Origin of the sequence: Thiobacillus sp. (assembly GCF_018780105.1) — a bacterium.
Classification (GTDB): domain Bacteria; phylum Pseudomonadota; class Gammaproteobacteria; order Burkholderiales; family Thiobacillaceae; genus Thiobacillus.
Genome location: NZ_JADMKC010000062.1, coordinates 1 through 22,033, shown reverse-complemented (window position 1 = coordinate 22,033; position 22,033 = coordinate 1). Strand labels below are relative to the sequence as shown.

Annotated in this window: 25 protein-coding genes and 1 pseudogene; 8 read left to right on the top strand and 18 right to left on the bottom strand. The window is 62.6% G+C overall.

Annotated features, from left to right (window positions below):
* Positions 1-166: 166 nt before the first annotated feature.
* Positions 167-1,198: a CDP-6-deoxy-delta-3,4-glucoseen reductase gene (locus IV098_RS16275; protein ID WP_296890992.1), complete on the bottom strand. Its 1,032-nt coding sequence runs from the start codon at positions 1,196-1,198 to the stop codon at positions 167-169.
* 97 nt (positions 1,199-1,295) lie between these two features.
* On the opposite strand from IV098_RS16275, the gene IV098_RS16270 reads away from it, so the two are divergent.
* Positions 1,296-2,201, top strand: coding sequence for an SDR family oxidoreductase (locus tag IV098_RS16270; protein WP_296890991.1), 906 nt, complete (start codon positions 1,296-1,298; stop codon positions 2,199-2,201).
* Positions 2,202-2,223: 22 nt separating this feature from the next.
* Here IV098_RS16270 and IV098_RS16265 read toward each other — a convergent pair whose 3' ends face one another.
* From IV098_RS16265 to IV098_RS16250, 4 genes are all read right to left on the bottom strand, one after another.
* Positions 2,224-2,568 carry a DUF167 family protein gene (locus IV098_RS16265; RefSeq protein WP_296890989.1) on the bottom strand — a complete coding sequence of 115 codons (345 nt, stop codon included), beginning with the start codon at positions 2,566-2,568 and terminating at the stop codon, positions 2,224-2,226.
* The gene (locus IV098_RS16260; RefSeq protein WP_296890987.1) at positions 2,565-2,918 is read right to left on the bottom strand and encodes a YkgJ family cysteine cluster protein; all 354 of its coding nucleotides are present in this window, start codon (positions 2,916-2,918) and stop codon (positions 2,565-2,567) included. Before IV098_RS16260 ends, IV098_RS16265 begins: the two co-directional genes overlap by 4 nt.
* A gap of 5 nt (positions 2,919-2,923) precedes the next feature.
* Entirely contained in the window at positions 2,924-3,988 is a 1,065-nt protein-coding gene (hemE, locus tag IV098_RS16255) for a uroporphyrinogen decarboxylase (protein WP_296890984.1), read from the bottom strand.
* Positions 3,989-4,079: 91 nt separating this feature from the next.
* A complete protein-coding gene (locus IV098_RS16250; protein WP_296890983.1) occupies positions 4,080-4,283 on the bottom strand; it encodes a CopG family transcriptional regulator in 204 nt (67 codons plus the stop codon).
* A 465-nt stretch (positions 4,284-4,748) separates the two neighbouring features.
* Here IV098_RS16250 and IV098_RS16245 point away from each other — a divergent pair, with 465 nt between their 5' ends.
* Entirely contained in the window at positions 4,749-5,633 is an 885-nt protein-coding gene (locus tag IV098_RS16245; protein WP_296890981.1) for a fused MFS/spermidine synthase, read from the top strand.
* A 13-nt stretch (positions 5,634-5,646) separates the two neighbouring features.
* Positions 5,647-5,904, top strand: coding sequence for a DUF742 domain-containing protein (locus IV098_RS16240; RefSeq protein ID WP_296890979.1), 258 nt, complete (start codon positions 5,647-5,649; stop codon positions 5,902-5,904).
* Here IV098_RS16240 and IV098_RS16235 read toward each other — a convergent pair.
* From IV098_RS16235 to hyfB, 6 genes are read right to left on the bottom strand one after another with little or no spacing between them, the layout of a single operon-like run.
* Positions 5,882-6,418: an NADH-quinone oxidoreductase subunit NuoB gene (locus tag IV098_RS16235; RefSeq protein ID WP_296890976.1), complete on the bottom strand. Its 537-nt coding sequence runs from the start codon at positions 6,416-6,418 to the stop codon at positions 5,882-5,884. The two genes, IV098_RS16240 and IV098_RS16235, sit on opposite strands and share 23 nt — an antisense overlap.
* Before the next feature lies 1 nt (position 6,419).
* The gene (locus IV098_RS16230) at positions 6,420-7,970 is read right to left on the bottom strand and encodes an NADH-quinone oxidoreductase subunit C (RefSeq protein ID WP_296890974.1); all 1,551 of its coding nucleotides are present in this window, start codon (positions 7,968-7,970) and stop codon (positions 6,420-6,422) included.
* 1 nt (position 7,971) lies between these two features.
* Positions 7,972-9,423: a hydrogenase 4 subunit F gene (locus tag IV098_RS16225; RefSeq protein WP_296890972.1), complete on the bottom strand. Its 1,452-nt coding sequence runs from the start codon at positions 9,421-9,423 to the stop codon at positions 7,972-7,974.
* 3 nt (positions 9,424-9,426) lie between these two features.
* Entirely contained in the window at positions 9,427-10,089 is a 663-nt protein-coding gene (locus IV098_RS16220; RefSeq protein ID WP_296890970.1) for a formate hydrogenlyase, read from the bottom strand.
* A gap of 1 nt (position 10,090) precedes the next feature.
* On the bottom strand, positions 10,091-11,035 hold the full coding sequence (locus tag IV098_RS16215) for an NADH-quinone oxidoreductase subunit H (RefSeq protein WP_296890968.1): 945 nt from the start codon (positions 11,033-11,035) through the stop codon (positions 10,091-10,093).
* A 3-nt stretch (positions 11,036-11,038) separates the two neighbouring features.
* The gene (gene hyfB / locus IV098_RS16210) at positions 11,039-13,054 is read right to left on the bottom strand and encodes a hydrogenase 4 subunit B (RefSeq protein WP_296890966.1); all 2,016 of its coding nucleotides are present in this window, start codon (positions 13,052-13,054) and stop codon (positions 11,039-11,041) included.
* Between the two features lie 286 nt (positions 13,055-13,340).
* Between hyfB and IV098_RS16205 the strand changes: the two genes are divergently transcribed.
* Positions 13,341-13,547: a ribbon-helix-helix protein, CopG family gene (locus tag IV098_RS16205; RefSeq protein ID WP_296890964.1), complete on the top strand. Its 207-nt coding sequence runs from the start codon at positions 13,341-13,343 to the stop codon at positions 13,545-13,547.
* A gap of 20 nt (positions 13,548-13,567) precedes the next feature.
* Here IV098_RS16205 and IV098_RS16200 read toward each other — a convergent pair whose 3' ends face one another.
* The 6 genes from IV098_RS16200 to IV098_RS16175 all read right to left on the bottom strand — a co-directional run bounded on the left by IV098_RS16200 (position 13,568) and on the right by IV098_RS16175 (position 18,879).
* Positions 13,568-14,128 carry a carbonate dehydratase gene (locus IV098_RS16200; protein ID WP_296890963.1) on the bottom strand — a complete coding sequence of 187 codons (561 nt, stop codon included), beginning with the start codon at positions 14,126-14,128 and terminating at the stop codon, positions 13,568-13,570.
* Between the two features lie 70 nt (positions 14,129-14,198).
* Positions 14,199-15,038: a universal stress protein gene (locus tag IV098_RS16195; protein WP_296890961.1), complete on the bottom strand. Its 840-nt coding sequence runs from the start codon at positions 15,036-15,038 to the stop codon at positions 14,199-14,201.
* Positions 15,039-15,051: 13 nt separating this feature from the next.
* Positions 15,052-16,137 carry a sulfite exporter TauE/SafE family protein gene (locus IV098_RS16190; protein ID WP_296890958.1) on the bottom strand — a complete coding sequence of 362 codons (1,086 nt, stop codon included), beginning with the start codon at positions 16,135-16,137 and terminating at the stop codon, positions 15,052-15,054.
* A gap of 21 nt (positions 16,138-16,158) precedes the next feature.
* On the bottom strand, positions 16,159-16,485 hold the full coding sequence (locus tag IV098_RS16185; protein ID WP_296890956.1) for a hypothetical protein: 327 nt from the start codon (positions 16,483-16,485) through the stop codon (positions 16,159-16,161).
* A 102-nt stretch (positions 16,486-16,587) separates the two neighbouring features.
* The gene (locus tag IV098_RS16180) at positions 16,588-18,390 is read right to left on the bottom strand and encodes a SulP family inorganic anion transporter (RefSeq protein ID WP_296890954.1); all 1,803 of its coding nucleotides are present in this window, start codon (positions 18,388-18,390) and stop codon (positions 16,588-16,590) included.
* Between the two features lie 66 nt (positions 18,391-18,456).
* A complete protein-coding gene (locus IV098_RS16175; protein WP_296890952.1) occupies positions 18,457-18,879 on the bottom strand; it encodes a hypothetical protein in 423 nt (140 codons plus the stop codon).
* Positions 18,880-18,960: 81 nt separating this feature from the next.
* Here IV098_RS16175 and IV098_RS16170 point away from each other — a divergent pair, with 81 nt between their 5' ends.
* Both IV098_RS16170 and IV098_RS16165 read left to right on the top strand, forming a co-directional pair.
* Positions 18,961-19,308 (top strand): thioredoxin domain-containing protein, encoded by a 348-nt coding sequence (locus IV098_RS16170; RefSeq protein ID WP_296890950.1) that lies wholly within the window; start codon positions 18,961-18,963, stop codon positions 19,306-19,308.
* Positions 19,301-19,735 carry a putative toxin-antitoxin system toxin component, PIN family gene (locus tag IV098_RS16165; protein WP_296890949.1) on the top strand — a complete coding sequence of 145 codons (435 nt, stop codon included), beginning with the start codon at positions 19,301-19,303 and terminating at the stop codon, positions 19,733-19,735. Before IV098_RS16170 ends, IV098_RS16165 begins: the two co-directional genes overlap by 8 nt.
* On the opposite strand, the gene nhaR is transcribed toward IV098_RS16165, so the two are convergent.
* A complete protein-coding gene (nhaR, locus tag IV098_RS16160) occupies positions 19,732-20,634 on the bottom strand; it encodes a transcriptional activator NhaR (RefSeq protein ID WP_296890947.1) in 903 nt (300 codons plus the stop codon). The genes IV098_RS16165 and nhaR overlap by 4 nt on opposite strands.
* A gap of 135 nt (positions 20,635-20,769) precedes the next feature.
* Between nhaR and htpX the strand changes: the two genes are divergently transcribed.
* Both htpX and IV098_RS16150 read left to right on the top strand, forming a co-directional pair.
* Positions 20,770-21,645: a protease HtpX gene (gene htpX, locus IV098_RS16155; protein ID WP_296890945.1), complete on the top strand. Its 876-nt coding sequence runs from the start codon at positions 20,770-20,772 to the stop codon at positions 21,643-21,645.
* A 24-nt stretch (positions 21,646-21,669) separates the two neighbouring features.
* Positions 21,670-22,033 (top strand): annotated as a pseudogene (locus IV098_RS16150) (hypothetical protein); the annotation flags it as partial.

The window sequence follows — 22,033 nt, the reverse complement described above, 5'->3', positions numbered from 1 at the left end:
AGTTCGCCAAGGCCAACAAGCTGTCGCCCGACCTCAAGGCGCGCATCCAGAAAGTACGCGACGGGCTGGACGACATCATCCGCGCGGGCTCCAGGGGTGACCTGTAAAGCGGATCGACCGATGCCGGGTGGCAGCCCGAAAAAAAGCCCGCATCAGCGGGCTTTTTTTATACGGTCGCTTCGGATTCCGCGGCGTAGACGAACGAGTCGGCGAAGAATTCGTCTTCAGCGAGTCCGCGCGTGCGGACAAAGGCTTCGCGCGCCGAATCCACCATGATCGGCGCGCCGCAGGCGTAGACCTGGTAGCCCGACAAGTCGGCGAAATCGGCCAGCACCGCATCGTGGACATAGCCGGTGCGGCCCTGCCAGTTGTCTTCTGGCAGCGGCTTGGACAGCACTGGCACGAAACTGAAATTGGGTTTTTCGGCCAGCCATTGCTGCGGCAGTTCGGGCATGTACAGGTCTTTCAGCGATTGCACGCCCCAGTACAGAACCAGTTCGCGGTGGGTGTGCTCGGCAAAGGCGTGTTCGAGCATGCCCTTGATCGGCGCGAAGCCGGTGCCGCCGGCGATGAAAATCATCGGCTTGTCGGAGTCCTCGCGGATGAAGAAGCTGCCGAGCGGGCCTTTGAGGCGCAGGATGTCGCGCTCTTTCATGGTGGAGAACACCTGGCTGGTGAACAGGCCGCCCGGCACATGGCGGATGTGCAGCTCCAGCAGGCTGTCGTCGTGCGGCGGATTGGCGAGCGAAAAGCTGCGCGCATGGCCGTCTTTGAGCTGGAAGTCGATGTACTGGCCGGCGAGGAACTGCAGGCGTTCGTTGGCCGGCAGCTTGAGCTTGAGCACCATTACGTCGTCGGCGCGTTTTTCCAGCTTTTCCACCCGGCACGGCAGGGTCTTGATCACGATGTCCTTGGCGGCGCCGATTTCCTTGGCTTCGATCACCATATCGGTCAACGGCTGGGCGCGGCAGAACAGGGCACGGCCCTGGGCTTTCTCTTCGTCCTTGAGCGCATTGGGCGAATGCTTGCCGTAGTCGAGCTCGCCCGACAGCACCTTGCCCTTGCACGCGCCGCAGGCGCCGTTGCGGCAGCCGTAGGGCAGCGAAAAGCCTTCGCGCAGCGCGGCATCGAGAATGGTTTCGTCGTCGTTGACGGTGAATTGGTGCCCGCTGGGCTGGATGGTGACTTGATGCGGCATGGTGAGCGCTTAGAATGCGGTGGCGAAAGCAGTGAATTATCGCCCGGGCAGGCAGGGTTTTCACCCTTGTCCTTGGTCAAAATATGGTTAAAGGCCTATGAAAACACTCTTGATCGCCGGTTTCGGCGATGTCGCTGCGCGATTGGTGCAACAGTATGCCGGGCAGGCCCGCTTCATCGGCCTGATCCGCCGCCCCGAGCGTGTGGCCGAACTGCGTGCGCTGGGCGTAACGCCCTATGTGGGTGACCTCGACGATCCCGCCAGCCTGCGCCGCCTGCCGCGCGTCGATGGCGTGCTGCACCTGGCGCCGCCGCCTGGCGAGGGCAAGACCGACCCGCGCACGACCCATCTGCTGCACGCGCTCTCCCGCCACGGCAGGCCGGGCGCGCTGGTTTACATCAGCACCAGCGGCGTCTACGGCGACTGCGGCGGCAACTGGGTGAGCGAAACGCGCGAAGTGGCGCCGGTCAACGGCCGCGCGGTGCGGCGGGTCGATGCCGAACGCCAGCTGCGCCGCTGGGGCGAAAAGTTCGGCGTGCAGATCAGCATCTTGCGCGCCCCGGGCATTTACGCTGCCGACCGCCTGCCGCTGGAACGCATCAAGCGCGGCACGCCTGCCTTGGTGGCCAGCGATGACAGCTACACCAACCATATCCACGCCGACGACCTGGCGCGGCTGGCGTGGGCCGCCCTGTTTCGCGGCCGCTCGCAGCGCATCTACCATGCGGTCGACGCACATCCGCTGAAAATGGGCGACTGGTTCGACAGCTGCGCCGATGCCTTCGGTTTACCGCGTCCGCCGCGGGTGAAGCGTGAAGAGGCCGAAAAAGTCCTGTCGGAAGCGCTGTTGTCGTTTCTGCGCGAATCGCGCCAGCTGTCGAACACGCGCACCACGCGCGAATTGCGGCTGAAATACCGCTATCCGACTTCGGACGATCTGCTGCGCGAACTCAGGCCTGCGCCTGCAGAAACACTGCCGCCCGGACAGATCGCACTGTTTTAAGCCGCTTGGACGAGCCCCGCGCTCAGACCAGCGCCTGCTGGGCAATCACCGCCGGCAAGCGCTTGGGCGACTGGATGCGCAGTTGCTTGTTCACGTTCATGCGGCCGAAGACGACTTCGATGTCGCTCGTGGCCACGCCGAACTCACCCGCCAGAAAACGCACCATGTGATCGGTGGCCCGCCCCGCGCGGGGCGCTGCGGTGACGCTGACCTTGAGCTGGTGGCCATAGGGTTTGCCGATCGCATCTTGCCCGGCGCTGGGCTTGCCGAGGATGTTGAGCACCAGGATGTCGCCTTCCCAGTGATAGAACGGCTGTTCCGTCTGGCTCGCGCGCGCCTTGGGCTTTTTGCCGGGGTTTTTCGTCATACCAGCACCTGCCGCGTGGCCGCGAAGTAGCGCTCAAGCTGTTGTTCGATCTGCGGTGAAATCATCGCCGCAGGACCCTTCCCGCGCGGACAGGCTAGTCGGGGCGTGGTGCCGAACAGGCGGCAAATCAGTGGGCGCTCGGCGTAGACCTGGCATCCCTTGTCACCCAGATGGGGGCAGCTCAGCTCGGCCAGTGCCGCCTCATGGGCCGCCTCGCTTTTGACCGGAAGTCGCGCCATTTCTTCGCTCGATGCGGTGATCGGCCCGCAGCAGTCGTGGCAGCCGGGGACGCATTCGAATGCCGGGATATGGCGGCGGAAAAACCTGATTTTCTGGCTGTTTGGGCTCATGACGGTCAGGCGTGATAAGGGCGGCTCAGTTCGTGTACTGCGGCGACCATGGCGGCGACGTTGTCCGGCGGAGTGAACTGGGAAACGCCGTGTCCCAGATTGAACACGTGGCCGCTGCCCTGACCGTAACTGTGCAGAACCTTGCCGACCTCGGCGCGGATGATGTCGGCTTCGGCAAACAGCACCATGGGGTCGAGATTGCCTTGCAGTGCCACCCGCCCGTCAACGCGCCGACGTGCTTTGCCGATATCGATGGCCCAGTCGAGGCCAATGGCGTCGCACCCGATGGCGGCGATGTCTTCCAGCCACAGGCCGCCGCCCTTGGTGTAAACGATGCTGGGGATGGCAACGCCGTCGAGCGTGCGGGTCAATCCATCCATGATCTGCTGCAGGTAGGCCAGCGAGAACTCAGCGTAAGCCGCATCTGACAACGCACCGCCCCAGGAATCGAAAATCATCACGGCCTGCGCGCCCGCCTCGATCTGCGCATTGAGGTAAGCCGTGACAGCGCGGGCGTTGACGTCGAGGATGTGGTGCAGCAATTCGGGACGCTGATAGAGCATGGCCTTGATCCGGCTGAAATCCACACTGCTGCCGCCTTCCACCATATAGCAGGCCAGCGTGAACGGGCTGCCGGAAAAGCCGATCAGGGGCACGTTGTTATCGAGCGCACGGCGAATCTGGCTGACGGCAGCCATGACATAGCCCAATTCGATATTCGGATCTGGCACTGCCAGGGCGCGAACGTCGCGTTCATGACGAAGCGGCCGTTCGAATTTTGGCCCATCACCGACATTGAAGTAGAGCCCCAGACCCATCGCATCGGGAATGGTGAGGATGTCGGAAAACAGGATGGCAGCATCGAGCGGGAAGCGCGCCAGCGGTTGCAGCGTGACCTCAGTAGCATGGTCGGGGCTTTTGCATAGATCGAGAAAATCGCCAGCGCGTCTCCGTGTCTGGTTGTATTCGGGCAGGTAGCGCCCCGCCTGACGCATCATCCATACAGGCGTGTATTCAGTCGGCTGGCGTAGCAACGCGCGCAGGAAAGTGTCGTTCTTGAGTTGTGTCATGGGGTGTTTTTTGCTTGCGTATCAATCAAACACGAGTGGAGTCGACCCTTGATAAAAGTACGCCTCGGCCTGGTTGGCGGGCGCGGCCTCACTACGACCTGTTTTCCACCTTGGCGACAGGCCCCGCCAGCCATTCGGGCAGCTCGCGCGACCCTGCGTGTTCAGAGATGTATTGGCGCATCAACTTGCGAATGACCTGTGAAGAGGTGAGGTCTTGCTGGGCACAGATTTCCTCGAAGATCTGTTTTTTGATCGGGTCGATCAGGATCGTCAATCTGGCAGTACGGTTTTCCATGAAAGGCTCTCGATTAGCAAATGGTGTGTGTAATGATAATTACATTATCATTACATTGTCATATAATATGAACAAATAATTTGAAAATCCTCTTGCCTCGCGATCGAGCGCGGCGCTGGGGGGCGTCTAGTTGCCCATGCCGGGTGTTTTTTCGGGAGAACAAGACTTGTCTCAGTTTTCTCCAATCAGGATGTCAAAGAACCGATGAGTTGCACCAACCTGGAGGGGAACTGTATTGCCCTGCCTCATGACAGATGGAGTTGGCATCCACACAGGAGCCAGCCAATGAACGATTGCCCACGGCAGACCGCGCATGTGGATTGGCTACGCCATTTTCTCGATTTTTCGCGTAGCTATTTGGGGCTGGGTGCGATGTGCTTGCCTAATGCTGAAAAGCCGACCGTTCAGTCTCTGCGCCAGAACAAAATCGGCCTGAGGGGAAAGTAGCCGATGGACAATAAGCCCTTGTGTCAGTCCGTCTCCTTACTGGAGCTGCCCGGGAAAGTGTCGGGCGATCCCGTCAAGGTGCATCTGCTCGAACCGGCACAGAGCGATCTCGGGTCTCTTTATCAGCAGATCGCGGCTGGCCGCTACACCAAACCGTTCATCCTCGACGACGGCAAGGTCCGGAAACTGCTGTTCAGTCTGGAATTCATCCAGAGCGCCATGCGCATCGACGATCCCTGCGCGCTTGAATTTGCCTACACCCGGAAAATGATGGCGTTCCTGCTGTTCGTGCCCGAACCGGAACATGTGCTGATGGTCGGGCTGGGGGGCGGTTCGCTGGCCAAGTTTTGCCATCGCCACCTGCCGCATGCACGTCTCACCGTGGTCGAGATCAATCCGCACGTCATTGCCCTGCGCAGCGCGTTCGAGGTCCCTGACGACGAACGCCTGACCATCGTCGAGGCCGATGCGGCCGAATACCTGCCCAGAGCCGCAGGCGATACAGACGTCGTGCTGCTGGACGGTTTTGACGATGAGGGCATCGCGCCCAGCTTTCTCAATCGTGATTTCTATCTGGCAGCGCGCCGCCGGCTCAGGCCAGCAGGGCTGCTCGTGGCCAATTTCGCCGGCCTTGAGAGCGACTGGGCGGGGCATTTTTCATTGCTCAACGAGGTTTTCGAGGGACGCGTGCACATGCAACGCATTCCGGGCGGCGATAATCATATTGCTTTCGCTTTTGTCGACGGCGACTATCCTCCTGACTGGAAGCGTTTGAAAAAGCAGGCGGAAGTCTTGGCGGAGCGGATTCCGCTCGACTTTGCCGGGCAGGTGAAACGCTTGCGCCGCAACGCGGTCAAACCGTCGGCAGCCCGTCAGCTGTCTACTCTGTTCATGCAGCAATAATCAAGGCACGGCCATGCAAACCATACTGAAATACATGCGCGCGCGCGGCGAGCAACTCGACGCCGAAATCGCCGCAGCGACGCGAATCCCGCTGGAGGATGTGCGCATTCAACTGTCCGAACTGTCGGCCCGGGGCGACGTCATCGTGTGCCGTTCCACCCGCTACATCAAGGGCAAGCCCAGCGAAGGCTTGCTGTGCCGGATCGCGGGTTACATCCCGACCGCCAGTCCCGGCAGAAAAGCCAAGCCTAAGACGCAGCCGGAGTTTTAACGCCTGCGCTGACCGCTGCCAGGATGCCCTCAAGCAGGGCGAGCGGCGTGGGCGGGCAGCCCGGTACTTCGACGTCGACCGGGATGACGTTGGCAACCCGGCCGCACGAGGCGTAGCTTTCGCCGAACATCCCGCCCGTACAGCCGCAGTCGCCTATCGCCACTACCCACTTGGGTTCCGGGGTGGCCTCATAGGTGCGCTTCAACGCCACTTCGAGGTGGCGCGAAACCGGCCCGGTCACCAGCAGCAAATCGGCATGGCGCGGACTGGCGACGAACTTCACGCCGAGGCCTTCGATGTTGTAATGCGCGCCGCCGAGCGCGTGGATTTCGAGTTCGCAGCCGTTGCACGAGCCGGCGTCGACGTGGCGGATCGCCACCGCCTGGCCGAATATCCCGAGCAGGTCCGCATGAATGTGCTGCTCGCGGGTGCGCAGCGCCAGATCGGCAGCAGGCGCCGGTTCGGAAACGAAGCCGGTCCTGAACATCTTCTGCAGTATCAGGTGTGTCGCCATCTTATAAATCCACCCCGCTGTAGGAAAGATTGAAGGATTTGTTGATGAGCGGGAAGTCGGGAACGATGTTGCCGAGCACGCCCACCTCCAGCAGCGGCCAGTTCTGCCACGACGGATCGTGCGGATGCACGCGGTCGAGCGTGCCATCGGCCGCGATGCGCAGCGCCACGATCGTCGGTCCGCGCCAGCCTTCGATCCAGCCGAGGCCTTCGCATGGCGTACCCGCCGGCACGCAGGGCGCACGCAGTTCGCCGTCCGGCAGACGTGCGAGCAATTGCCCAATCAGTCGCAACGACTCGAATACCTCGGCAAAACGCACCTCGGCGCGCGCCAGCACGTCACCCGATTTCTGCACGGCCATGGCCACGTCGAGCTGGTCGTAAGGCGCGCAGGGGAACTGCACGCGCGCATCCCAGGCCTGGCTGCTGGCGCGCCCGGCCAGGCCGGTCAGACCGAGGCGCGCGGCCAGCTCGGGTTTGACGATGCCGGTGTGGGCGAATCGATCCTGCAGGCCGGTGTGTTCGTCGTAGATGTGCTTGAGTTCGCGCACCTCGCCCGCGATGCGTTCGCCCAGCGCGCGCAGTTCGGCCCGGCCGGCGTTGTCGATATCGGTCGCGACGCCGCCGGGGACGATGCAGTCGAACAGGTAGCGATGCCCGAACAGCCGGGCCGACAGCCGCAGCCAGTCTTCCTTCAGGCGCCAGAACTGCATGAAGCCGAAAGCGAGCGCAACATCGTTGCCGAGGTAGCCGAGGTCGCCGAGGTGATTGGCCACCCGCTCGATTTCGAGAAACAGCGCGCGCAGCCAGGCCGCGCGATCCGGCACGCGGCACGCGCAAGCCGATTCCGCCGCCATGCAATACGCCCAGCTAAACGCCGTGTGCGCGTCGCCCGACACGCGGCCGGCGAGTTTCGCGCCGGTCGCGAGATCCAGGCCCTCGAAACGCTTTTCCGTCCCCTTGTGCGTATAGCCCAGCCGCTCTTCGAGCTTGAGGATGCGGTCGCCGATGATGGAGAAGCGGAAATGGCCCGGCTCGATGGTGCCGGCGTGGATGGGGCCGACCGGAATTTCGTGCACGCCGTCGCCGTCGACGCGGAGGAAGGGGTAGGCGTCGGCTTCGGGGAGGGGAGAGCCGAGAGTCGAGAGCGGAGAGAAATCCTTGCGCAACGGGAATTCGTTTTCGGCCCAGGCGGTGTGGCGCAGCCACTTGCGGTCGTCCACCGCGTCGCTGGCACGGATTCCCAACAGATCGAAGGTCGCGCGCTGCATGCGGTCGACCTGCGGAAAGATGTGCGCGAGGTCGGGGTAGGCTGGCGCCTCGACCGGCAGGGCGCTACTCACCCAAGCCAGACCCGAGCCGGTGAGGAAGGCCCCATGGATGCCGAAGCCGTCGCCCAGGTGGCGGTCGTCCGAGCCCCACAAGGCGACGAGCTGTCCGCCTGCCTCCTTGACCGCGCGCGCCAGCGCGAGCAGCTGGCCGGTCTCCATCCGGCCGCGCCAGAGGTGCTTGCCGAACGGCTCGAGATTCCAGTCGTTTTCGCCGATTTTCATGTCAGCCTCCCAACAATGCAGCCGCCTGCCGGTACCAGGTAGCGAGATACGGCGGGATGAACAGGCCCAGCATCAGGACCAGCCCCAGATGCAAAAACACCGGCGTCAGCGCGGGCTGGTAGGGCAGTTTCGGTAGTTCGGTCTCGCCGAACACCATCGGCTGCACCTTGCCGAAGATCGAGGCAAACGCCACCCCCAATGCAATCAGCAGAAAGGGCGTCGCCCACGGATGCGCGTGCATGGCGGTGGTGATGATGAGGAACTCGCTGGCGAACACGCCGAACGGCGGCACGCCGAGGATGGCGATCGTGCCGAGCATCAGGCCCCAGCCGAGCGTGGGATTGGTCTGGATCAGCCCGCGGATGTCGTCCATCAGTTGCGTGCCGGCTTTTTGTGTGGCGTGGCCGACGGCGAAAAAGATAGCCGACTTGGTCAGCGAATGCATGGTCATGTGCAGCAGGCCGGCGAAGCTCGCCACCGCGCCGCCCATGCCGAAGGCGAAGGTAATCAGCCCCATATGCTCGATCGACGAATAGGCGAACATGCGCTTCACATCGGTCTGGCGCTTGATGAGAAAAGCCGCGACCACCACCGACAGCAGCCCGAAACCCATCATCAGATTGCCCGCCATGTCGGTGCCGAGCGCGCCGTCGACCAGCACCTTGGAACGCATCACCGCGTACAGCGCAACGTTGAGCAAAAGACCGGACAGCACGGCGGACACCGGCGTCGGGCCCTCGGCGTGGGCATCCGGCAGCCAGCTGTGCAGGGGCACCAGGCCCACTTTCGTGCCGTAGCCCACCAGCAAGAACACGAAGGCCAGCTGCAGGACCGTGGGTTCGAGCTGCGCTTTCACGCCGTTCAATTGCGTCCACAACAGCGCCGTGCCGCCGGAGCCCAGCACCTTTTCCGCTGCGAAATACAGCAGGATGGTGCCGAACAGCGCCAGCGCGATGCCGACCCCGCACAGGATGAAATACTTCCACGCCGCCTCCAGCGAAGCCGGAGTGCGGTAGAGAGACACCAGCAGCACGGTGGCGAGGGTCGCCCCTTCCATCGACACCCACAGGATGCCCATGTTGTTGGTGGTCAGCGCCAGCAGCATCATGCCGATGAATACCTGATAACTGCTGTGGTAAAGCCGCAGGCGGGCGTCGGTCAGCTTGCCGTGCTCTTTTTCGATGCGCATGTAGGGACGCGAGAACAGGGCGGTGGTGAAAGCGACCAATGCGGTCAGCGCCACCAGAAACACATTGAACGAATCGATGAAGAACCAGCCCTGGCCGACCAGCAACGGGCCCTCGGCCACGATGCGCGCGGCGAGCGCGGCGGCGGCCAGCAGAGTGGCCAGGGAAAACAGCGCGTTGATTTCCGGCGCGTGGCCGCGATTGCCCCACAGCGCGAGGAAAATGCCGCCGGCGAGGGGAATGCCGAGTACCCAGTAGATTTCCAAGACCTATTTTTCCCTGAGTTTTTCCATGTGCTTCAAGTCGAGCGACTCGAAGCTTTCACGGATCTGGAAGAAGAAGATTCCCAGCACGAACACCCCCACCAGCACGTCCAGCGCCACCCCGAGCTCGACCACCAGCGGCATGCCGTAAGTGGCGCTGGTGGCGGCGAAGAACAGGCCGTTTTCCATCGCCAGAAAACCGATCACCTGGGTGATGGCCTTGCGCCGCGTGATCATCATCAGAAAGGCGAGCAGCACGCAGGCCATGGCGATGCCCAGCGTCGAGCGCATGACGGTGCCGGCCATCTGCGAAATCGGCAGCGCCAGGTTGAACGAGAAAATCACCAGCACGATGCCGATCAGCATGGTGGTGGGGATGTTGAGCATCGATTCGACCTCCCGGTTGACGTCGAGCTGCCGGACGATGCGGTAGAAAAACCAGGGCATGGCGATGACTTTGAGGATCAGCGTCAGCGCGGCGGAGTAGTACAGGTGATGCTGGCCGGTTGACCAGGCGATGATCGCGGTCGAGGCCGCCAGCGCCGCGCCCTGCCAGGCGAACAGCGTAATCAGTCCGACCACGCGGCGCTGCGACAGCATGGCGAACGAGATCAGCAGCAGCAGGGCAGCCAGCAGATTGACGACTTGCAGGGGATAGGAGAGGCTCATCTCAGACCTCCAGCAGGAAATGGATCAGCATCCCGAGCACCCCGAGCAGGAAGGCGGTGCCGAGGAATTCCGGCGCGCGGAACAACCGCAGCTTGGCAAATACCGCTTCCAGCAGCGACAGCGCCGCACCGCCCGCCGCGAGCTTGGCGAGCAGCGCCAGGATGGCCAGCGGCAGCGCGGCCAGATCGCCCTGCGGCGCGATGCCCCAGGGCACGAATAGCGCGATGCCGAGCGCCGAATAGACATACAGTTTCAGCGCCACCGCCCATTCGATCAGCGCCAGATGCCGCGCGGAATATTCCAGGATCATGGCCTCATGGATCATCGTCAGTTCGAGGTGAGTGGTCGGGTTGTCCACCGGGATGCGCGCGTTCTCGGCGGTGGACACCATCCAGAACGCCACCGCCGCAAACGCCAGACTGGGGTAGATGGCGAACTCCCGGTGCGCCAGGGTATCGACAATGACCGGCAGTTCGGTCGATTGCGAAATGAAGCTCGCGGTGAACAGCACCATCAGCAGCGCCGGTTCGGCAAGAAAGGACACCAGCATCTCGCGCCGTGCGCCGAGGCTGCCGAAGGCGGTGCCGATATCCATCGCCGCCAGCGCCAGGAACACCCGCGCCAGCGCGAACACGCCGACCAGCGCGATGACGTCGGCGGCGGGCGAAAACGGCAGATCGTTGGCGACAGTCGGCACCAGGCCGGCCGCCAGCACCATGCAGGAAAAGATCATGTAAGGCGCGAAGCGGAACAGCGGGCTGGCGCGGTGCGCGATGACCGCGTCCTTGTGGAACAGCTTCTTCAGCGTGCGATAGGGCTGGGTGAGCGGCGGCGCACTGCGGCCCTGCAGCCAGGCGCGGCACTGGTTGACCCAGCCCATCAGCAGCGGCGCCAGCAGGATGGCGATCAGGGTCTGGGCGATTTGCAGAAGAATGCCGGTGCTCATTTTTCAGCGCGAGACAAAGACGAGCAGGAAAACCAGCGTGGCGAAGCTGTACATCAGATACCACTGGATGCGGCCATGCTGCAGGCGTGCGGCCTGATCGGACAGCCAGCCGGCCAGACGGGCGATCGGCTGGTACAGCAGCAACCACAGCTTGTCGCGGCTGTCGCCGCGGTAGCGCGGATGCCGGTCGAACGGATCCGGCGTTTCGCGTTCGACGCGCATGAAGGCCGCAAAGATATGGCGGATCGGCTGGCCGAAGCCCTCGGCGCTGTCCTGCATGCGCGCGTCCTGTTCCGGGTAGCCGCAGTCCCATGGATCGGCGCGCCGCACGCGGCCGTGATACACGCGGCGCACCCAGATGAAGCTCAGCAGCAATACCGTCAGCACCACCGCCAGGAACAGCAGCGGCGCATAGCTGGCGCGTTCGGCCGCCAGCGGCGCAATCAGCAGCCAGTTGCCGGCGTTGATCAGCGCCTGGCCGGTCAGCAAACGCACCACCGGCGCGATTGTGGCGATCATTTGAACCGGGAATAGGCCCAGTAGCAGGCAGCCGGCCGCCAGCCACAGCATGCCCAGGCGTTCCGGCCAGCTTGCCTCGTGCGCGTGTTCGAGCGCCTGCGCGCGCGGCTGGCCGAGAAAGATCACCCCGAAAAACTTCACCATGACGTAGGCAGCCAGCGCCGCCGCCAGCGCCACCGCTGCCGCCGCCACCGGAATCACCATGTTGAGATACGGCTGAGTCAGGCCGGGCGTGAGCAGAAAAGCCTGCAACAGCAGCCACTCCGAAATGAAACCGTTGAGCGGCGGCAAGCCGGCAATCGCCAGCACGCCGATCAGGGTGAGCCAGGCCGTCCACGGCATGAAGCGGATCAGCCCGCCCAGTTTGCCCATGCGCCGCTCGCCGGTGGCGTGCAGCACCGAGCCGGTGCCGACGAACAGCAGGCTTTTGAAGAAGGCGTGATTGATGGCGTGGTACAGCATCGCGGTGAGCGTCAGCGCTGCCAGCGCGCCCTTGCCGTCGGTATAAAAAATCAGCGTTAGGCCGAATGCCGCGACGAGAATGCCGATGTTCTCGATCGACGACCAGGCCAGCAGGCGTTTCATGTCGGACTGCACGGCGGCGAAAATCACGCCGTACAGTGCGGTGATGAGGCCGAGCGCCAGCGCCAGCGTGCCCCACCAGCCGAGCTGCACGTCGAGCAGATCGAAGGTCACGCGCAACAGGCCGTAGATCGCGGTTTTCAGCATGATCCCCGACATCAGCGCGGACACCGGCGAAGGCGCGGCCGGGTGCGCTTCCGGCAACCACACATGCAGCGGCACCAGTCCCGCCTTCGCGCCGAAGCCGAACAGCGCCAGCAGGAACGTGACCGACGCCCAGTACGGCGTCATCTCCGCCTGGCGCATGGTGGCGAAGCTGAAATCTCCGTTGCCGCCCTGCATCACGCCGAACGCCAGCAGCAGCGACACCGCGCCGACGTGAGCGATCAGCAGATAGAGGAAACCGGCGCGGCGGATTTCAGGCACGTCGTGGTCGGTCGTCACCAGAAAATACGACGACAGGGCCATCACTTCCCACGCCACCATGAAGGCGTAGGCGTCGTCGGCCAGCATCACCATCGCCATGCCCGCCAGAAACAGGTGGTACCACAGACCCAGCAGCGCCAGCGGGGCGGGCTTCATGCTGCGGAAGTAGCCCGTGGCGTACACCGTCACGCCGAACGATGCGCTGCCCAGTAGCAACAGGAAAAACGCAGACAGCGCATCCAGCCGCAAATGGAAAGGCAAATCGGGCAAGCCGATGGGGAGCGCCAGGGTCGCCGGCGACGCGGCGAGACTCGCCAGACCGATTGCCGCCATGCACAAGGCGACGCCGCCGCCGAGTGGAAAAATCAGGCGCAGCAGCACGTTTTTCGAACGTTGCGCCAGCAGGGCCGAAAAGCCGAGCAGCAGCCAGAGCAGCACGCCGGCCCAGGCCAGATCGAGGAAATGCGTATCGAAACCTGCTAAAACGAACATGGATTGCACGCCGGCAGCATGTATTGATTCGGCCCGATGAAGTTAGAAGTGATGTTGACGCTCGTTTTTCCCAAGCCGTGCGAGACAGCGCAGCCGGCCGAATCAATAAGCATTAAAAACAGCGTTTTATTGAGACGGCTCAACGAACCACACCACTCTGCGTTGCGCGACAAACCGCTTAGGGGTTTAAACATGAGCTGACCGTCTCAATAATTCGATACGATTCTAGTGATAAATGAAGTCGGCTACCATGTTAATCAAATTAACATCACGGCGTCCTTCCCTCATGGAAAATCGTACTGCCAGGCTGACCGTCCTGATCGATCCCGAAAAAAAGAAGCTGTTCGAGGAAATCTGCGCGCAGCAGGACCTGACGCCATCGCAGGTGATGCGGCGTTTGATACGGCAATACTTGCTGGACAATGCGGGCGACCGCGAACTGCCCAAGTGGCTCACCGCCGGGGTATCGCGCGGCGTGAAAGAGGGGCGCTGAGGCGGGCCTGATGCAGCCGCTCAGAATTCGTTGCGGATGCGTTTATACCCTTTGACCAGTTCCTTGTTGGCTTGCGCCACGCTTTCCGAAAAACTTGCTTCGTCGGCCGTCACGCGCTCGATCTGGGCGAGCTCGGCGTCGGAATGGATATTGGCGGTGGAGGGGATGTAAAAGCCGGGCGGCACGCTGCAGCCTTCGACCACGGAGTTGTGGCGAACTACCGAGCCGTCGCCGACGGTGCAGTTGAACAGCACCGAGTTGAAGCCGACGAACACGTTGTCGCCCACCGTGCAGGGGCCATGCACGATCGAGCGATGCGCGATCGAACTGCCGCGCCCGATGGTGACGCCGCCGCCTGCCTTGCAGTGGATGACGACCCCGTCCTGGATGTTGGAGTTGGCGCCGATGACGATTGGTTCCATCTCGCCGTTCTTGTCCACTTCATCGGCGCGGATGACGGCGTAGGGGCCGATAAACACGTTCTCTTCCACGATAATCTTTCCGCACAGGATGGCGGTGGGGTCGACAAAGGCGCTGTCGTGTACCACGGGCAAATGCCCGGAGGGATTCTTGCGGATCATGTTTGAACTCCAGAATGCAAAAGGGCCGTACGGGATTATCCCGCACGGCCCCTGTTTGTGGGAATTGAACTTAGGCTTTGACGACCAGAACCGGGCAGGCGGCATGCCCGATGACCCGCTCGGCCACGCTACCCAGCAGGATTTTCGTCAGTCCGGTGCGACCGTGGCTGCCCACAACGATCAGGTCGGCGCCCGCCGACTCGGCGGCCTTGACGATGGCTTCGTCCGGACGGCCTTCCGCCATCTGCCCCTCGGCTTGCAGTCCCTGGCCAGTTAAATGTTCCATCGCGGCGGCCACGGCACGCTCGGCTTCCTTGCGCCGCGCATCGCTGTGGCTGCTGGTGACAACGGAGACCACGCTGACCGGCAGTCCGGCCTGCCTGGCAAAATGCCCCGCCAGCTCGGCGGCTGCCTCGCTATGGGGCGAGCCGTCGGTTGCCAGCAGGATCCGCTTGTCCCATATATGCGCCGAGCGAGGCACGACCAGTACCGGGCGGGCTGTGCGGCCGATCACTTTGGCCGTGGTGTCGCCCACCATCATGCGCGTCAGGATGTTCTTGTCGCTTTCGGCCATCACGATGAGGTCGGCGCTCAGTTCATCGGCGGCGGCCACAACACCGTCAGCGGGATCGGCTGAACGGCGGGTCGTGGCTTCGGCGCTCGCGCCCGCTTCGTCGATGAAGGACTGGAGCGCCGCCCGCGCGCGTGCTTCGGCCACTTCATGCAGGTTGGGTACCAGGGTGTTGTACTCCGGGTTGTCGAGTGCAATCGACAGGCCGATCAGGCGTGCGCCGCGAGAGTGTGCGAGGGCGATGCCGGTACGAATGGCGCCGGCGCAATCGTCCGAGCCGTCCGTGGCGATGAGGATGCAGCCCGGCATTGTGCTTGCAGAAGGAGTGGTTGCGACCATGGTGTCCTCGCGTTCAATCCGCTACGTCGGCACGTGCCAGTACGGCCTGCGCTTGCTTGTGCGCCTTCATTCCCTTGAACAGGGCGGACAACACCGTATAGGCTCCCAATACCAGCGCCAGCGCCAGCACGCCGTCGCCGATCCATTTGAGCATGCGCGTGGTGGCCGTGGGCAAGGGATCCATCATGTCGAGCTGGACGAGGTAGCCGGGAATGTAGAAAAAGCGCGAGAACAGCACGGTCAGCATGATGACCGCCATGGTGAACTTGACCTGGTAGTCCTTCACGTAGGTGGTGCCGATGGCGCCAAGCTGCACACCGAACAGCGAGCCCAGCAGGATCAGCATGGCCAGACGGATGTCCACTACGCCTTCGAGGCCATAGAAAAGGGTGCCGCCGAGGCCCATGACGAAGGCAATCACCAGTTCGGTGGCGGTGGCCGTGATCGCCGGCAGACCCAGGATGTAGATCATCGCAGGGACGCCGATGAAGCCGCCCACCGCAATCGCCGATGCCAGAAAGCCGGTGGCGAAACCGATGGGAACGAGGAACAGCACCGATATTTCGGCCTGCGCGCCTTTGGAATAGATCATCGTGCCGGGAATCCTCACCGACTGTACCCAGCGCGCCACCCGGGTGATGGGCGTCGCTTCCTCGCCTTGCCCGGCGTCATCCAGCGCCTTCAGCTTGCGGTAGTCTTTGAATACGAAGCTGCCGACAATGGCCAGCGTCACGACGAATACCCCGGATACATAGAGATCGGTACCGACCGCGCCGAAGCTGTGTTTGATGTGGGTCATCACGTGTTTGCCGAACAGCACGCCGGCTTCGGCAAACAGGCCCAGAACCAGACCCAGTTTCACGTCCACCTGGCCGTATTTGTTGCGTTTGACCGCACCGACCAGCGCCTTGGGAAATTTGTGGCAGATGTTGGAAGCCACCGCGACGATGCCGGGTGCGCCCAGCGCCATCATCGCCGGCGTGAGGACGAACGCGCCGCCCGAGCCTATGAAACCCGATACCATGCCGCCGATAAACCCGACGAGAACCAGAAGGATGGCGGTCGTCGGCGTGATGTCGATGAAGTTGATCAGTTCCATGCCGGTCTCCTGGTCCATGACCTATTTTTTGGCCCTGAGGCCGACCGCGTCCCAGAACAGGCCGGTAAAGATCCCGTGCGTGTAGGAGAGGGCAAAAGCCAAGGCGATGGGGGCGAACACATACCACCAGGTTCCCGCGACGAACGCTCCGCCCTCTGCCGCGCATTGTTCGGGCGAAACCTTGTGGTGGTACTGCGTGTCTGTGTCGGTATGAAGCTGGCAGGTGTCCAGCGTGGTGTGCGCCAGGCGTTCGAACACCTCCGAATACTGGAACAAGAATCCGTACAGCCCTGCGGTGACGACGCCCCAGCCGAGCGTCCTGACCCATGTGGTTTGATTCACTGCCATTTCCACCTCCTACTGAAGGATTGAAAAAAAGCACTGCTCCTTACGTGGCTACGATCGTTTCATGTCCTGCAATGGTCAACGCATTGCACATGCGTTTGCATTTTATGACGTGCGGGCCTCCCCATTGGGCAGATGCGTCTGGCAGACGGGGAAGGCGCGTACGGTGCAGTTGCGGCAAATATCGTTGTCGAGCTTGGCGTAGATGACCGACATCGGACGGGTCTTGGCCGGGAACAGGTTGTCCTCGCCGATGTCGTCCATGAAGTGGCCCCGTTTCAAGGTTTCCTTGATGCTGTCCTTCATGCGGTAGAAGTAAAGGCTGCCACCGAGCTTGCGACGCTGGCGCGCTGCCTCAGCCAGAAATTCCGCACCGGCCAGGTCGACGAAATTGATGCCGCTGGCCATGATCACCAGGTGTTTACGCTCGGGCTCGTTCTCTTCCAGTTGCTGCAACTGCTGCTGCAAATGCGCGACCGCACCGAAGAAAATCGAGCCGTTGAGACGCAGCATCTTCACCTGCGGACATTCCGGCCGGCCTTCGAGAGAGCCGTAGTGGTAGTTGGTCGGGTCGGGGTCCGGCAGGACGGCCTCCATCATCGGTCGCGAGGTGCGGTACAGATAGAAGATCAGCGACAGCGCGATGCCGAAGAAGATGCCCTTTTCCAGATCGATCAGCGTGCCAATCAGGGTGACCCACAGCACGATGGTTTCCTGCTTGTTGATTTTGGGCAGCAGGCTGATGTGGTGGAAATCGATCAGCCCCCAGGCCACCAGGAACAGGATGCCGGCCATCGCCGCATTCGGCAGATAGGCGGCCAGGGGGGCCACCATCAGCAGGATCACCACCAGGAACAGCGAAGCGAACACGGCAGCCAGCGGCGTACGTGCGCCTGCTGCGTAGTTGACGCCGCTGCGGTTGAACGAGCCGCTGGAGGCGTAACTGGAGAAGAAGCTGCCGATCAAATTGGAAAGACCCTGGCCGACAAATTCCTGGTTGCCGTCGATGTGCTGGCCGGATTTGGTGGCAATGGCGCGTGAGATGGAGACGGCTTCGGTCAGCGCCAGCATGGTGATGATGAGCGCCGGGAACAGCATCTGATGCAGCGCGCCAAAAGAGAAGTCCGGTGCCGACAGGGGCGGCAGGCCGGCGGGTAGCGCGCCAACGGTCTTGATGTGGGTGACGTCCACGCCGAAATGATTGTTCAGGAAGAGCGCCAGAAAACTGCCCACCAGCATGGCGGCAATCATGTAAGGGAACTTGGGGACGAAACGCTTGACCAGAATGCCTGAAACCAGCGTAGTGGCAGCTACCGCCGTGACGTAGGGATCGATGTCGCCAACATGCTGGGCGAACAGCGACAGGGTTTCAAAGAAGGGGGTGCCGCGCGGAATGTCCAGACCGAAGAAGTTCTTGATCTGGCTGCCCGCGATGAGCATGGCCGCGCCTGCAGTAAATCCAATCACCACGGTGTGGGAAATGAAGTTGACCAGCACCCCCATGCGTGCCAGTCCCAGAATCAACTGGAATACCCCGGTCATGAAGGTCAGGGTCAGCACCATGCTGATGAATTCGGGCGAGCCGGGCGTGGCAAACGGGCTGACCGAGGCAAACACGGCGATGGAAATTGCCGTGGTGGGACCGGATACCAGATGCCAGGACGATCCCCACAGCGCACCGATAATGGCGGGCACCATGGCTGCGTAGAGGCCGTATTCCGGCGGCAGGCCGGCGATCGTCGCGAAGGCGACTCCTTGGGGCAGCACGATGAGCGCGCCGGTGAGGCCGGCCATCGCGTCGTTGCGCGCGGTGTCGGCATCGACCGAAGGCCACCAGCGCAAAAAGGGAAACAGTTTGTAGACCCAGAGTGGGCAAACTTGGGCGAATTTGGCAAGAGTATTGGACATAGTGCGCGCATTTTAATGCATACACGCCCGATGACCCAACGCAGGGGCGGAGCCAAACCGCCCGCTTTAGCGTGGCTCGTCTTCCGATCTGGCCTTGTGGTGCAGGGTGAGAATAGTGGCCGTTGTGTCCGACTTGTTGCGCTCGGCGAGCACTCGTAGCGCCTGGTGAAATTCACCCGGCAGACGTTTCATGGTTTCTGTGGCCTGTGGCAGGTAATACACCTGTTCGAATGGCACGCGTTCGTCGAGTGCGCTGCGTGCCTGCGGCCGGAAATGCTGCCACGCCAGTTCGATCCAGGCCTTGTTCTGGCTGTCGACGAAAATGAATTCGTCGGCGTCCAGCACAGCCATGTACTGCATCGAGCGGATCGGCACGAACAGGCATTTTCCCGCACGCGCCAGCAGCGTGTGCGCGAGGTTGTAGGTGGCGGCCGGCAGAAAGTCGGGCAGGCGCGCGAGTTCCTGTTCGCGATAGAAGCGTTCTTCCATGCCGCAAAGGTAGCAGGCTTGGCCCGGTTTGGGGAGGCCGGGTTTGAGGCAAAATGGCGGCACTTTCCGAAAGGCCGACCGATGGCAGAGCTGATTTTTGATACCCACCTCGAACACTTCGACCGCGATGTCATCGAGGCTTCGCACACCCGCCCCATCCTGGTCGATTTCTGGGCCGACTGGTGCCCGCCCTGCCGTGCGCTGACGCCGGTGCTGGAGCGTGTGATCGCCCACTACGCCGGCAAGCTGCAGATGGCCAAGGTCGAAGTCGACGAAGGCGCAAACATGAAGCTGGCCGGCCGCTACGAACTGCGCGGATTCCCCACCGTGCTGCTGTTCGACAAGGGCGAAATCGTCGGACGCTTTTCCAGCGCGCACCCCGAGCACTGGGTGCGCGATTTCATCGGCGAGCATCTCGATATTGAGTAAGCCGCTGTGGGTGCTCGACACCAATGTGGTGCTCGATCTGCTGCATTTCGACGACCCCGCCACGCGCCCGTTGTTGCAGCGGCTGGAGGCGGGGCAGGCGGCTTGTGCGGTGAATGCGGCCACGTTCGACGAGTGGCAGCGCGTGCTGGCCTACCCGGAATTTTCCCTCGATGCTTCGCGGCAGGCTGCGCTGGTGGCGCGCTATCACGCGCTGTCCTGCCGGGTTCCGCCCAAGCAGGCTATCGCCGGGTTGCCGCAATGCAGCGATCCCGACGACCAGATGTTCATCGAGCTGGCCGTAGCATGCGGCGCGCAGGCGCTGGTTAGCAAGGATCGCGCGCTGCTGAAGCTGCGCCGCCGCTGCGCACCGCTGTTCCGGGTGATGACGCCCGTCGAGACGGTCAGCTGGCTGGCTGCTGAGGTTTAGGCGCTGCCGGGGTCGAAGCTGCGTCGCGCGGCTTCGCTGACTGCCAGCACCGCCGGGTGGCTCAACCGCCGCTCCACCGAAATGGCGAAGAAGCGTTCGCGAATCTCCAGCGTCCGCCCCAGTTCGATCACGTTGTATTGCTTCATCACGGCCGGCGCCGTCGTCAGCGGCACCGGGAATACCCCCGCGCCCGCCTGGCCAAAGGCGCTCATCAGGGCGCTGTCGTCGAATTCGCCGACGATGGTGGCGCCCCATCCCTTCTTTTCCAGCCAGCGCAGCAGCGGCACCCGCAGCGCGCTGTCTTCGCCCGGGATCAGCAGGGGCGCGCCATGCAGCGTGGCGGGAAATTCCCCCTGCAGTTTTTTGGCGACGCTGCGTGCCGCGAGAAAGGCGATGCCGCATTCGCCGAGCGGGTGGCTGTAGCCCTTGATGTCCATCGAGGAGGGCAAGGGCCGGTCGGCCAGCACCATGTCGAGACGGTGGATCGACAGCTCGGCGGCCAGCTGTTGCAGCCGGTCTTCCTTGCAGATCAGCTTGACCGGTTCGGCCAGGGTAAGCGCCGGTGCCAGCAGTTGATAGGCGATCGACTTCGGCACCACATCGGCGATGCCGACGCGGAACGGGTGTACCGGCGCGGTCGCGCGGTTCTGCAGAGCCTCTTCGAGCTCGGCGCCGACATGGAAAATTTCGTCGGCATAGGCCAGCGTGGTGCGGCCGACATCGGTCAACTCCAACCGCCGGCCGCTGCGGCGGAACAACTCCACGCCCAGCCGGGTCTCAAATGCGCTGATCTGGCCGGACAGGGTTTGCGGCGTCAGGTGAAGCTTTTCGGCGGCGCGGTTGATTGCGCCGGCTTTGGCGACGGTGCGGAAGTAATGCAGGTGCTTGTAGTTCAGCATGGCGGGCCGGGTACCGGGCTCGAATCGTAAAATACGAACAATAGCAGTATAAAAATCGAATTTTATTGTTTATCCGGCCTCTGTATCCTGTTGCCTGTTCGTCAAAAGGCTTTGCCTTTATTCAAGGAGAACTTCATGAAACGTATTTTCCTGTTCCTCGCCACCAACATGGCCATCGTGCTGGTGTTGTCGCTCACCATGCGCATCCTCGGCGTCGAGCCCTATCTCACCGCCAACGGACTCAACCTGACCTCGCTGCTGATCTTTGCCGCGGTCATGGGTTTCGGCGGTTCGCTGATTTCGCTGGCAATCTCGAAGTGGATGGCGAAAAAATCGATGGGCGTGCGCGTCATCGAGTCGCCGTCCAGTTCCAAGGAATTCTGGCTGGTCGAAACCGTGAAGAAATACGCGGCGGATGCCGGCATCGGCATGCCCGAAGTCGGCATTTTCGATTCGCCCGACGTCAACGCCTTCGCCACCGGCATGAACAAGAACAACGCGCTGGTCGCGGTGTCTTCGGGCCTGCTGAACGCGATGACGAAAGAAGAGGCCGAAGCGGTGATCGGTCACGAAATCGCCCACGTCGCCAACGGAGACATGGTGACACTGGCACTGATCCAGGGCGTGGTGAATACCTTCGTCATGTTCCTGTCGCGCGTCATCGGCCACACCGTCGACCGCGTGGTGTTCAAGAACGAGAACGGCCATGGCCCGGCGTTCTGGGTGACGATGATCATCGCCGAACTGGTGCTGGGCATCCTGGCCTCGATCATCGTCATGTGGTTCTCGCGCCAGCGTGAGTTCCGTGCTGACCGTGGCGGCGCGTCGCTTGCCGGCAAGGGCGCAATGATTGCTGCGCTGGAGCGCTTGAACAGCCTGCACCCGGCACCGTTGCCGGAAAAAATGGCGGCGTTCGGCATCGCCGGTGGCGGCGCCGGCGGCCTCAAGCGCCTGTTCATGACGCATCCGCCGCTGGAAGAGCGGATCGCCGCCTTGCGCGCGGTGCAATAAACCGCAACAGGACCGGAAAAAAGCATGGACGCTGCGCTGCATATTGGTGAGCCCTGGATGTGGGGCGCGTTCATCGGCTTCGTGCTGGTGATGCTGGCGGTCGACCTGTTCCTGGTCGGCGGCAACAAGGCGCGCAAGGTCGGATTCAGGGAAGCGGCGGCGTGGTCCTTCGTGTGGTTTTCGCTGGCCATGCTGTTCAACCTGGTGCTGTGGTGGCACCTCAAGGGCGCGTATGGCGCAGAGGTCGCCGACGTCAAGGCGATGGAGTTTCTGACCGGCTACCTGATCGAGAAATCGCTCGCGGTCGACAACATCTTCGTCTTCCTGATGATTTTCAGCTTCTTCGCGGTGCCGGCGGAATACCAGCGGCGCGTGCTGATCTACGGCG

Bases quoted from the DNA above. Each gene is read 5' to 3' on its own strand.
- IV098_RS16220 (WP_296890970.1), bottom strand. From the start codon at position 10,089: ATGAGCCTCTCCTATCCCCTGCAAGTCGTCAATCTGCTGGCTGCCCTG.
- IV098_RS16185 (WP_296890956.1), bottom strand. From the start codon at position 16,485: ATGGCAGTGAATCAAACCACATGGGTCAGGACGCTCGGCTGGGGCGTC.
- IV098_RS16215 (WP_296890968.1), bottom strand. From the start codon at position 11,035: ATGAGCACCGGCATTCTTCTGCAAATCGCCCAGACCCTGATCGCCATC.
- hemE (WP_296890984.1), bottom strand. From the start codon at position 3,988: ATGACACAACTCAAGAACGACACTTTCCTGCGCGCGTTGCTACGCCAG.
- IV098_RS16205 (WP_296890964.1), top strand. From the start codon at position 13,341: ATGGAAAATCGTACTGCCAGGCTGACCGTCCTGATCGATCCCGAAAAA.
- IV098_RS16240 (WP_296890979.1), top strand. From the start codon at position 5,647: ATGCAAACCATACTGAAATACATGCGCGCGCGCGGCGAGCAACTCGAC.
- htpX (WP_296890945.1), top strand. From the start codon at position 20,770: ATGAAACGTATTTTCCTGTTCCTCGCCACCAACATGGCCATCGTGCTG.
- IV098_RS16230 (WP_296890974.1), bottom strand. From the start codon at position 7,970: ATGAAAATCGGCGAAAACGACTGGAATCTCGAGCCGTTCGGCAAGCAC.
- IV098_RS16235 (WP_296890976.1), bottom strand. From the start codon at position 6,418: ATGGCGACACACCTGATACTGCAGAAGATGTTCAGGACCGGCTTCGTT.
- IV098_RS16275 (WP_296890992.1), bottom strand. From the start codon at position 1,198: ATGCCGCATCAAGTCACCATCCAGCCCAGCGGGCACCAATTCACCGTC.
- nhaR (WP_296890947.1), bottom strand. From the start codon at position 20,634: ATGCTGAACTACAAGCACCTGCATTACTTCCGCACCGTCGCCAAAGCC.
- IV098_RS16270 (WP_296890991.1), top strand. From the start codon at position 1,296: ATGAAAACACTCTTGATCGCCGGTTTCGGCGATGTCGCTGCGCGATTG.
- IV098_RS16195 (WP_296890961.1), bottom strand. From the start codon at position 15,038: ATGGTCGCAACCACTCCTTCTGCAAGCACAATGCCGGGCTGCATCCTC.
- hyfB (WP_296890966.1), bottom strand. From the start codon at position 13,054: ATGTTCGTTTTAGCAGGTTTCGATACGCATTTCCTCGATCTGGCCTGG.
- IV098_RS16250 (WP_296890983.1), bottom strand. From the start codon at position 4,283: ATGGAAAACCGTACTGCCAGATTGACGATCCTGATCGACCCGATCAAA.
- IV098_RS16170 (WP_296890950.1), top strand. From the start codon at position 18,961: ATGGCAGAGCTGATTTTTGATACCCACCTCGAACACTTCGACCGCGAT.
- IV098_RS16200 (WP_296890963.1), bottom strand. From the start codon at position 14,128: ATGATCCGCAAGAATCCCTCCGGGCATTTGCCCGTGGTACACGACAGC.
- IV098_RS16175 (WP_296890952.1), bottom strand. From the start codon at position 18,879: ATGGAAGAACGCTTCTATCGCGAACAGGAACTCGCGCGCCTGCCCGAC.
- IV098_RS16260 (WP_296890987.1), bottom strand. From the start codon at position 2,918: ATGAGCCCAAACAGCCAGAAAATCAGGTTTTTCCGCCGCCATATCCCG.
- IV098_RS16180 (WP_296890954.1), bottom strand. From the start codon at position 18,390: ATGTCCAATACTCTTGCCAAATTCGCCCAAGTTTGCCCACTCTGGGTC.
- IV098_RS16265 (WP_296890989.1), bottom strand. From the start codon at position 2,568: ATGACGAAAAACCCCGGCAAAAAGCCCAAGGCGCGCGCGAGCCAGACG.
- IV098_RS16190 (WP_296890958.1), bottom strand. From the start codon at position 16,137: ATGGAACTGATCAACTTCATCGACATCACGCCGACGACCGCCATCCTT.